Raw genomic sequence first — 10,397 nt, forward strand, 5'->3', positions numbered from 1 at the left:
ACACCCCGCGAAACCGCAGTTGTGCGCGTTAAAACCCGTTCATAACGTGCACGACTGCGGTTTCGCGGAAGGTTAAGCAGCGTCGAGGACGGTGAGGAGCAGGTGGCCCGATGACACGGTCGTCCCGACCTCGGCGCCGACGCTGCCGATCACGCCGTCCTTGTGCGCGGTGAGCGGCTGCTCCATCTTCATCGCCTCGAGGACGAGCAGCAGGTCGCCCTTGACGACGACGTCGCCGACGGCGACGAGCATCTTCACGATGGTCGCCTGCATGGGCGACTTGACGGCATCGCCCATCGCCGTGCCGGCCACGTGGCCGCTGACGCGACGCCGGGGAGCCGGGCCGCCGGTGACCTGCGACTTGCCCCCGGGGAGCAGGCGGATCGGGAGCGTGACTTCGATGCGCCGGCCCTCGACCTCGACGACGACGCTGTGCCGCTGCTGCGGCCCGGCGGTCTCCTCGTGGGTGCCGCTCCACGGCTCGATGGTGTTCTCAAACTCCGTTTCGATCCAGCGGGTGTAGATCGAGAAGGGTGCGCCATCCGCCGGGGCGAACGCGGGGTCGCGCACGATCGCGCGGTGGAAGGGGAGCACGGTGGGAAGCCCGGCCACCTCGAACTCGTCCAGGGCGCGCCGGGACCGTTCGAGGGCCTCCTCGCGGGTCGCGCCGGTGACGATGAGCTTGGCGAGCAGGGAGTCGAACGACCCGGAGATCTCGTCGCCGGCCTGCACGCCGCTGTCGACGCGCACGCCGGGTCCGCCGGCCGGCCTGAAGACGTGCACCGGTCCCGGTGCCGGCATGAAGCCGCGGCCGGCGTCTTCGCCGTTGATCCGGAACTCGAAGGAGTGCCCGACGGCGACCGGGTCACCGTAGGTGAGCTCGCCGCCCTCGGCGAGCCGGAACTGCTCCCGCACGAGGTCGATGCCGGTGACCTCCTCGGAGACCGGGTGCTCGACCTGCAGGCGGGTGTTCACCTCGAGGAAGGAGACGGTGCCGTCCTGGCCGATCAGGAACTCGCAGGTGCCGGCGCCCACGTAGCCGACCTCGCGCAGGATGGCCTTCGACGCACGGTACATCTCGGTCGTCTGCGCCTCGGTGAGGAACGGGGCCGGAGCTTCTTCGACCAGCTTCTGGTGCCGGCGCTGCAGGGAGCAGTCACGCGTGGAGACGACGACGACGTTGCCGTGCACGTCGGCGAGGCACTGCGTCTCGACGTGGCGGGGCTTGTCCAGGTACTTCTCGACGAAGCACTCGCCGCGGCCGAACGCGGCCACGGCTTCGCGGGTGGCCGAGTCGAACAACTCGGGGATCTCCTCGCGCGTGCGGGCGACCTTCAGGCCGCGACCGCCGCCACCGAAGGCGGCCTTGATCGCGACGGGCAGGCCGTGCAGGTCGACGAAATCGAGCACCTCGGAGGCGTCCTCGACCGGATTGAGGGTGCCGGGCGCCATCGGCGCGTGCACCTTCTCGGCCACGTGCCGGGCGGAAACCTTGTCGCCGAGCTTCTCGATCGCGCTCGGCGACGGGCCGATCCAGATGAGCCCGGCGCCGATCACGGCGCGGGCGAAGTCGGCGTTCTCGGCGAGGAAGCCGTAGCCGGGGTGCACCGCGTCGGCGCCGGAGCGGCGGGCGATGGAGAGGATCTTGTCGATCACGAGGTACGTTTCGCCGCTGCTGGTGCCCTCGAGGCCGTAGGCCTCGTCGGCCAGCCGCGCATGCATGGCGTCGCGATCCTGGTCGGCGTAGACGGCGACGGAGAGGATGCCGCTGTCTTTCGCGGCGCGGATCACCCGGACGGCGATCTCGCCCCGGTTGGCGATGAGGACCTTCGTTATAAGCGACACAGTGACCTAGCTTATGGGGCGGCGCGCGCCGGGATTTGGTTCCGACATACAAAAAGGGGCCGAAAGCGAGTGCTGATCCCTACAACGAGCCGCCGAGGACTCGACCCTCCGAGGACTCAGAGGGCGCCGCCCCGGTTCCAGAGGCTCGGCCACGAGTATCCGAGCCCGGACACGAGCCGGCGCAGCGTCGGCAGGGACAGGCCGACGACGGTGGACGGGTCGCCGGAGATCCGGGTGATGAACGGCGCCCCGAGGCTGTCGATCGTGAACGCGCCGGCCACGAAGAGCGGCTCGCCGGTCGCGATGTACGCGTCGAGCTCCTCGTCGTCGATGTCATCGGCGAAGGTGACGTCGGCGACGGCGACGGCGCCGACCGCGCGCCCGGGGACGCCGTTCACCTGCTCGATCAGCCAGTGGCCCGAGTAGAGCTGCCCGGTCCGGCCGCGCTGGTTGTGCCAGCGTTCGCGGGCCTTGGCCGGCGTGTGCGGTTTGCCGTAGACGACGCCGTCGATCACGAAGACGGAGTCGCCACCGAGGACCAGGCCGTCGATGGGGTCCGCCCCGTTCCCCGAGCGCGACACGGCCTCCGCCTTGGCCCTGGCCAGCAGCTCCACCACGTGGTGCGGCGTCAGCGGCGCGCCCTGCACCCGGGCGGCCTCCGCCGCGACGGCATTCTCGTCGACATCGGGGGCCAGCGTCACCGGTTCGATCCCCGCCGAACGCAGGAGGGTCAGGCGCGCCGGCGAGGTCGAGGCGAGGTAGAGGCGCATGGGGCCCTTCGTGCGTGGATCGGGACGGTGTGGGATGCTCAATGAATGGTCTCGAGCAATAACAATCAGGCGGATCCGAGCGGTCAGGCACCCGAGGCGGGCACCGAGCTCGAACTCGACGTCACCAACGTAGCCCACGGCGGTATCTTCGTCGCCCGGCATGAGGGCCGCGTGGTCTTCGTGAGCGACACCCTGCCCGGCGAGCGGGTTCGGGCCCGGCTGACCGACGCCAACAAGAAGAGCTTCTGGCGCGCGGAGACCGTCGAGGTGCTCACCGCCGCCCCGGAGCGCCAGCCGCACGTGTGGTCGGCCGCCGCCCTCGAACGCGCCCCCGAGGACCGCGCCGGGGGCGCCGAATTCGGTCACATCGAGCTCGGCTTCCAGCGCGAACTCAAGCGGCAGGTGCTCGCCGACGCGCTCCAGCGGATGGCGGGCGTCGAGACGGATGTCGCCGTCGAGGCCGTCCCCGTCGGCCGCAACGCGTCGCCGGGCGACGCGATGGACGGTACCGGCTGGCGCACGCGCATCCGGCTGCACGTCGCCGACGACGGGTCGATCGGCCCGTACGCGGCTAGGTCGCACCGGGTGATCGCGGTCGGCGACCTTCCCCTGGCCGAACGTCTCGTGGAAGCGGCCGCGCCGCTGGACACCCGCTTCCCCGGTGCGGCCTCGGTCGACGTGCTCGCCCCGAGCATCGGGGATGTGCAGGTGCTCGTCGCCGAGAAGGACGCGCGGGGCAAGCGCGTGCCCACCCCGCGCAACCTCATTCGCGAGGTCGTCGGCGACCGCGAATTCCGCCTCGACGCCGCGGGCTTCTGGCAGGTCCACTCCAGCGCCGCCGAGACCCTGTACCGGGCGGTGCAGGACAGCATCGACGAGGCGGATTTCGACCCGCGCGCGTCGAACCTCGACCTGTACGGCGGCGTCGGGCTGCTCGCGGCGGCCGTCGGGGACCGTTTCGGCTTCGAGGTGCGTATCACCTCCGTCGAGAGCGACGCGCAGGCCACGGATTTCGCCGCCGAGAACCTCAGCGACTGGATCGGCGCCCGCGCGGAAACCGACCGGGTCGACCGGTACCTGCAGGGCATCCTCCGGGATGCCGGGGCGCTGGAACGCGGCCGGCAGCAGGCGGCCACCGTCATTCTCGACCCGCCCCGGGCCGGCGCGGGCAAGGCCGTCGTCGACCGGCTCGGCGCGCTCGGGCCTCGCCAGGTCGTCTATGTGGCCTGCGATCCGGTGGCCCTGGCCCGGGATGTCGCCCTCTTCGCCGGGCACGGATACGAGCTGCGCGGGCTGCGCGCATTCGACCTGTTTCCCAACACCCACCATGTTGAAGCCGTCGCCGTGCTGTCCAGGTAGATATCCTTAGCCCGGACACCGAAACAAAGGACACCACACAGTGACCCAGATAACTCCAGAAGCCACGGCCCCGGCCCAGGGAAGCACGGCGGTCCGGGTCGGGATCATCGACGATCACGAATCCGTTCGGTTGGGGCTCAAGGCGGCCTGTGAGAACGTCGGCTACGAGGTCATCCACACGGCCGCCTCCGCCCGCGAATTCGTCGAGGGCCTGGGGGATCGCAGCTGCGACGTGGTCGTGCTCGACCTCTCCCTCGGCGACGGTTCGGTGGTGACCGAGAACGTGCGGCTCGCCCAGGGCACCGGTTCGTCGGTGCTCGTGCACAGCATCGCCGACCGGGTCGCCCTCGTGCGTGAGGCCCTCGCGGCCGGCGCGGCCGGGGTCATCCCGAAATCGTCGGCGACCGCGACCGTCATGGCCGCCATCGCCACCGTCGCGCGCGGCGACGTGCTCAACAACCTCGAATGGGCCACGGCGATCGACGCCGACAGCGACTTCGCCAAGGCGCAACTCGGCCGCCGCGAACGGGATGTCCTGCACCTGTACGCCTCCGGCCTCCCGCTCAAGATGGTCGCCATGCAGCTCGGCATCGCGCATTCGACCGCCCGCGAGTACCTCGACCGCATCCGCGTGAAGTACATCGAGGTCGGCCGGCCGGCCCCCACCAAGGTGGACCTGCTCCGCCGCGCCGTGGAAGACGGCATCCTCCCCGGGCTCGACCCGGATGGCGGGGATGCGCGCGCCTAGGCCCGCGCCGCCCCGGCGCGGCAGCGGCCCGGCCCGGTCACGGGACTTCGGCGCGGACCCGCTCGAGGCGGAACTCCTCGGGAAGGCCAGGCAGCCGCGCAAGCCGATCAGCCGCGCGCAGATCGAGACGGTCGTCTCCCGCTCGGTGGCCGGCGTGGGTGTGGTTTTCGCCCTGCAGGCGGCACCCATCATGTTCGAACAGCTTCCGCTCCGGCTGCCGGCGGCGGGCGTCATCGGACCCGTGACCCTCGCCGTGACCCTGGCCTTCGTCGTGCTCGCCACGATCTTCAAGGCCGGGATCAGGACCGCCACCGGCGCCGTTGCGATGGTCTACCTGCTGGCGCTCGTGGCCTGGCCGTTCCTGATGCGCGACCCGGAGCGGGTCCTCGACGGGGTGCCGTGGCTGTGGTTCCTCTGCACCGTCGCGACCTCGTGCGCGGCGATCGCCTTCCCGCTGGCCTGGGCGGCCGGCTACACGGTGCTCGTCCCGGCCGTCTACGGCGTCCTGCGGGTCACGCCCTCCGGCGGCGGGGCCGATGTCCTGCTCGCCTCCCTCGACGCCGTGTACGCGATGCTGCTCGGCCAGGTCGTGCTGATCATCATCTTCATGCTGCGCCAGGCCGCCGCGGCGGTGGACGCCGCCCAGCTGAACGCGCTGGATCGCTACGCGCTCGCCGTGCGCCAGCACGCCACCGAAACCGAGCGGGTCGAGGTCGACTCGATCGTGCACGACACCGTGCTCGCAACCCTGTTGTCCGCGGCCGGGGCCCGCAGCGCTACGGCGGCGCGCCTGGCCTCGGTGATGGCGCGGAAGGCACTCGACCGCCTCGAGGACGCCGGGTCGGCCTCCGTCAGCGACGAGACGGTGATCCCCTTCGACAGCCTGAGCCGGCGCATCCGGGAGGCGGCAGCCGCGATTGCGAGCTCGTTCGTCGTCGTCCAGCGGGACCTCGGCGCGCTGGCTTTGCCCGTGCATGCGAGCGAGGCCCTCTACTCGGCGAGCGTCCAGGCGATGGTCAACAGCCTCGAACACGCGGGGCCGGCGGGGTCCGCCGTCTCCCGGACCCTCACGATCAGCCCCAACCTCCAGGGCGGATGCACGATCGAGGTCGCCGATACGGGTGTCGGATTCGACCCCGCGCTCGTGCCCGGCGAGCGCCTGGGCCTGCGCGTGTCGATCCAGGAACGCGTCACCAGCGCCGGGGGCTCGGTGGCCGTGCACACCGGCATCGGCCTGGGCACCAGGATCGTCATCGACTGGCCACGGCCAGCCGGCGAGGCCGACCACCTGGGCGGGCTCTTCACGCCAGAGCAGCTGCCCGTGCTCGGGCTCGGCGGGGACCCCGCGCCGGTCGAAGCGGGGGCACCCTCGTGATCACCGTCCCCCGCGGACTCGTCCTGGGCCTGGCCGCCCTCTTCTCGGCCTACCACGTCGTGCTCGGCATCTATTCGCTGGGCGTGCCGACCCACCCCGCCCCGGCCATCGTCGCGATCGTGCTGTACTCGGTCGCCACCGCATTGAGCCTGTGGCCGAACGGTCCGGTGCGGATGCCGCTCTCGCTGGCGCTCTTCAACGTCGCCGTCTGCGCCACCGTGCCGCTGCTCGTGGGCAGCCAGCTGGACGGCTCGTCATCGACGAACGGGTACGCGACCTGGTACGTGGCCGCCGTCGGCACGCTGATGACGATCACCGCCACCCGGAAGCAGCAGGGGGTGTCGCTCGTCGGGGTGATCTTCCTGATGCTGCACACCATCGTCTGGGCCGGTCCCGGCGCGCTCGCGTCGATGGGCGTCATCGGAAGCGTGGTCTGGGTGGTCGTCGCCGTCCTCACCTCGCAGGCGCTCGCCAAGGCCGGCCGGGACGCCCGGCAGTACGCCCTCGCGGAGCGCGAGGCGACCGAATGGCAGGCGGCGCAGGAGGCGCACCTGGACGAACGGCAGGTCCGGCTCGCGCACACCATCCGGCTGGCGGCGCCGATGCTGCGCCGGATCGTCGAGCGCGGCGGCGCCCTGAGCGACGCGGAACGCCTGGAGTGCCGTTACCTCGAGGCGGCCGTCCGCGACGAGATCCGCGGCCGCAAGCTGCTCAATGACGCCGTGCGCCAGGAGGTCATGGCGGCCAGGCGCCGCGGCGCGATCGTCACCCTCCTCGACGAGGGCACGATCGACGACCTCGGCGGCCGGGAACTGGACGAGGTGCTGGGCCGGCTCGCGGCCGCGATCGGCGGAACCACTGCCGACAAGATCATCGCGCGCACCTCGGCGAACGGCTCGGACACCGCGATCACCGTCGTCGGCCTGAGCAGCGCGGATCCGAGCGTCAGCGCGCTCGGCCAGGACACGCCCGGCGAGGAAGTCGACCTGTGGCTCGAAATCCCGCGCGACCCTCGCTCCCGGGCCGTCCACTAGCCTGCGGAACACCCTTGGGAATGCGAAAGGGGGCCAACTGTGAGGTTGATCCCCTTTCGCATTCTGGGCCAGAGCGACAACCCGAATGCCACCCTGACGAGCCCCCGCCGAACCGGCTACTTACCCTAGTCGCCGAGTCGGGGGTGGTGTGCCTGCGAGAGGCGCACCGGGCAATACCCATCCTGCAGGAGCGGGATGTCCCGGAAAAGTCGGCTCTTTGGGGGACATTCCCCGCGTCTACCGGGCGATCAGGCGGAGAAGCCGCGCCACCGGCCGTGGCCGGGCGTCAGCGGCAGGCGCACGCCGCGCTGGCTGACCTGCCAGGCGCTCTGCCCGCGCACGGGCGCCAGGCGGAGGCTGTCGGACTCCTCCTGCAGCACGCCGCGGAGCACCGCGGTCACCGCGGAGACCTCCGCGGTGGTGACCCCGCGGGTCACGAAGGCGAGTTCGGACGGGTCGAAGTCAGCTGGATCTGTCGAGGCTGTCATGGCGCCGCTACAGCGGGATGTTCCCGTGCTTCTTCGGCGGCAGGCTGGCCCGCTTGGTGCGCAGCGCGCGCAGGGCCTTCGTGATCGCGACCCGGGTCGCGGCCGGTTCGATGACGCCGTCCAGCTCGCCGCGCTCGGCCGCCAGGAACGGGCTGGCCACGTTGTAGGTGTACTCGTTGGCCAGGCGCGTGCGCACGGCGGCGACATCCTCGCCCCCGGCCTCCGCCTTCTTGATCTCCGCGCGATAGAGGATGTTGACGGCGCCCTGGCCGCCCATCACCGCGATCTCCGCGGTCGGCCAGGCGAGGTTGATGTCCGCGCCGAGCTGCTTGGAACCCATCACGATGTACGCGCCGCCGTAGGCCTTGCGCAGGATGACGGTGACCAGCGGCACGGTCGCTTCCGCGTAGGCGTAGAGCAGTTTCGCGCCGCGGCGGATGACGCCGGTCCACTCCTGGTCGGTGCCGGGCAGGAAACCGGGCACGTCGACGAGGGTGAGGATCGGGATCGAGAAGGCGTCGCAGAACCGCACGAACCTGGCCGACTTCTCGCCGGCCTCGATGTTGAGGGTCCCGGCCATGGCGAGCGGCTGGTTGGCGACGATGCCGACCGAGCGCCCGTCGATGCGGGCGAAGCCGACGACGATGTTCGGCGCGAACAACGGCTGGGTCTCGAGGAAGTCGCCGTGGTCGACGAGGCTCTCGATCACCGTCTTCACGTCGTACGGCTGGTTGGGCGAGTCCGGGATGATCGTGTTGAGCTTGTGGTCGGCGTCGGTGACCTCGAGCTCGGCCTCCGTGTCGAACACCGGCAGCTCGGCCAGGTTGTTGTCCGGCAGGAAGCTGAGCAGGGTGCGCGCGTAGTCGAGGGCGTCGGGTTCGTCGCTGGCGAGGTAGTGCGAGACGCCGGACACCGTGTTGTGGGTGAGCGCCCCGCCGAGCTCCTCCATGCCGACATCCTCTCCGGTGACGGTCTTGATCACGTCGGGGCCGGTGACGAACATCTGGCTGGTCTTGTCGACCATGATCACGAAGTCGGTCAGGGCGGGGGAGTACACCGCGCCGCCCGCCGCCGGGCCGCAGATGATCGAGATCTGCGGGATGACGCCGGATGCCGCCGTGTTGCGGCGGAAGATCTCGCCGTACTTGCCCAGGGCGACGACGCCCTCCTGGATGCGCGCTCCGCCCGAGTCGAGGATGCCGATGATCGGCACGCCGGTCTTCAGCGCCAGGTCCATCACCTTGATGATCTTCTCGCCGGCGACCTCGCCGAGCGAGCCGCCGAAGATGGTGAAGTCCTGCGAGTAGACGCAGACCTGGCGGCCGTGGATGGTGCCGGTTCCGGTGACGACGGCGTCACCGTATGGCCTCTTTTTCTCCATGCCGAAGGCGACGGTGCGGTGGCGCACGAATTCGTCGATCTCGACGAAGGAGCCGGGGTCGAGCAGCATGTCGACGCGCTCGCGGGCGGTCATCTTGCCCTTGGCGTGCTGCTTCTCGATGGCCGCCTCGCCGCTGGCGGTCACGGCCTCGTGGTAGCGCACCTTGAGGTCGGCGAGCTTGCCGGCGGTCGTGTACATGTCGGGGCCCGAATCGGGCGAGTTCTCAGTCACCGGTTCACTCTACCGGCCAGCCCTCGGCGGCACCCGTTGACGAATCTCCACAAAGAACGGCCATTTCGCTGGTCGGTTCCCCGTTCTCGTGCGGCCAACTCAGGAGAATCCGGGAAATCAGGCCCGAAACTCGGCGTTTCGGCCCCGATTCGGCAGAATAGCCTGAGTCAGCCACGGGAAGAGGTGCGCATGGAGTTTCCGCAGAGCAGCAGGGTCGCCTCACGGCTGGAGTACCTGGCCGAGGTCGGCTCGACCAACGACGTCTTAGCCGAGCACGCGGCCGGGCCGGATGCCGCCGCCTGGCCCGACCTGTCGGTCGTCGTCACCGACAACCAGACCCGCGGCCGCGGCCGGCTCGGCCGGGTCTGGCTCGCCCCCACCGGCAAGTCGCTCGCCATCTCGGTGCTCCTCCGCCCGACGACCCCGGGCGGCGCGCCCCTGCCGCCCGACCAGCTCGGCTGGTTCCCCCTGCTGGCCGGCGCGGCGATGACCCGGGTGGTGCGGGACGTCGTCGAGGCCGCAGCGGCCCGGCCCCGGCCGGACGCGGCGCCGGACGAGGACGCGCCCCGCCACGAGGTCACCCTCAAGTGGCCCAACGACGTGCTCATCGACGGCTACAAGGTGTCCGGCGTCCTCTCCGAACTCCTCCCGGATGCCCGCGGCCTGATCATTGGCACCGGCCTGAACCTGAGCCTCGACGAACATGACCTGCCCACCCTCACCTCGACCTCGCTGCTTCTCGTCACGGGCATCAGCCCGAGCCCGGACGCCGTGCTCGCCCGCTACCTCACCGAACTGCGGGGCCTCGCCGACGCGTTCACCGCGGCCGGCGGGGATGCCGTGGCCAGCGGGCTGCTCGAACAGGTCACCGAGCTGTGCGGAACCGTCGGCTCCGCGGTGCGGGTGGAGCTGCCCGGCGGGTCCGACCTGATCGGCACCGCGGTCGGCCTCGACCCGCACGGGCGGCTGATCGTCGAGGACCAGGCGAATGGGGAGCTGCAGGCTGTCGCCGCCGGCGATGTGACCCACCTGCGGTATTAATGGGTATATGACGAAAAACGCAGGGGCCGCCTCCACGGCGCGATCGGCGGAGTCGTGGGCGACCGCACCCCTGTCCGCCACGCGCGGGTCCTCGCCGGCCCCGGCCGCCGCGCCCGCCGCGGCGG

The 10,397-nt window shown here is 70.9% G+C and carries 9 protein-coding genes; 5 read left to right on the forward strand and 4 right to left on the reverse strand.

The features are described from left to right. Positions 1–72: 72 nt before the first annotated feature. The gene (locus tag E3O23_RS06870) at positions 73–1,845 is read right to left on the reverse strand and encodes an acetyl/propionyl/methylcrotonyl-CoA carboxylase subunit alpha (RefSeq protein ID WP_134489438.1); all 1,773 of its coding nucleotides are present in this window, start codon (positions 1,843–1,845) and stop codon (positions 73–75) included. A 116-nt stretch (positions 1,846–1,961) separates the two neighbouring features. Further along, on the reverse strand, positions 1,962–2,615 hold the full coding sequence (locus E3O23_RS06875; protein ID WP_134489440.1) for a Maf family protein: 654 nt from the start codon (positions 2,613–2,615) through the stop codon (positions 1,962–1,964). A gap of 45 nt (positions 2,616–2,660) precedes the next feature. On the opposite strand from E3O23_RS06875, the gene E3O23_RS06880 reads away from it, so the two are divergent. From E3O23_RS06880 to E3O23_RS06895, 4 genes are read left to right on the forward strand one after another with little or no spacing between them, the layout of a single operon-like run. After that, positions 2,661–3,974 (forward strand): class I SAM-dependent RNA methyltransferase, encoded by a 1,314-nt coding sequence (locus tag E3O23_RS06880; protein ID WP_134489442.1) that lies wholly within the window; start codon positions 2,661–2,663, stop codon positions 3,972–3,974. A 49-nt stretch (positions 3,975–4,023) separates the two neighbouring features. Then, positions 4,024–4,722 carry a response regulator transcription factor gene (locus tag E3O23_RS06885; RefSeq protein WP_420897644.1) on the forward strand — a complete coding sequence of 233 codons (699 nt, stop codon included), beginning with the start codon at positions 4,024–4,026 and terminating at the stop codon, positions 4,720–4,722. Beyond that, positions 4,709–6,097, forward strand: a complete 1,389-nt coding sequence (locus E3O23_RS06890) for a sensor histidine kinase (protein ID WP_134489445.1) — start codon at positions 4,709–4,711, stop codon at positions 6,095–6,097. The genes E3O23_RS06885 and E3O23_RS06890 overlap by 14 nt, the downstream gene beginning before the upstream one ends. Next, positions 6,094–7,131, forward strand: coding sequence for a hypothetical protein (locus tag E3O23_RS06895; protein ID WP_134489447.1), 1,038 nt, complete (start codon positions 6,094–6,096; stop codon positions 7,129–7,131). The genes E3O23_RS06890 and E3O23_RS06895 overlap by 4 nt, the downstream gene beginning before the upstream one ends. 248 nt (positions 7,132–7,379) lie before the next feature. Here the strand turns inward: E3O23_RS06895 and E3O23_RS06900 are convergent, their stop codons facing one another. Continuing rightward, positions 7,380–7,619, reverse strand: coding sequence for an acyl-CoA carboxylase epsilon subunit (locus tag E3O23_RS06900; RefSeq protein WP_134489449.1), 240 nt, complete (start codon positions 7,617–7,619; stop codon positions 7,380–7,382). 7 nt (positions 7,620–7,626) lie between these two features. After that, on the reverse strand, positions 7,627–9,198 hold the full coding sequence (locus tag E3O23_RS06905; protein ID WP_134489473.1) for an acyl-CoA carboxylase subunit beta: 1,572 nt from the start codon (positions 9,196–9,198) through the stop codon (positions 7,627–7,629). Between the two features lie 222 nt (positions 9,199–9,420). Here E3O23_RS06905 and E3O23_RS06910 point away from each other — a divergent pair, with 222 nt between their 5' ends. After that, the gene (locus tag E3O23_RS06910; RefSeq protein WP_134489451.1) at positions 9,421–10,272 is read left to right on the forward strand and encodes a biotin--[acetyl-CoA-carboxylase] ligase; all 852 of its coding nucleotides are present in this window, start codon (positions 9,421–9,423) and stop codon (positions 10,270–10,272) included. Positions 10,273–10,397: the final 125 nt, after the last annotated feature.

Origin of the sequence: Cryobacterium tagatosivorans (assembly GCF_004402215.1) — a bacterium.
GTDB lineage: Bacteria > Actinomycetota > Actinomycetes > Actinomycetales > Microbacteriaceae > Cryobacterium > Cryobacterium tagatosivorans.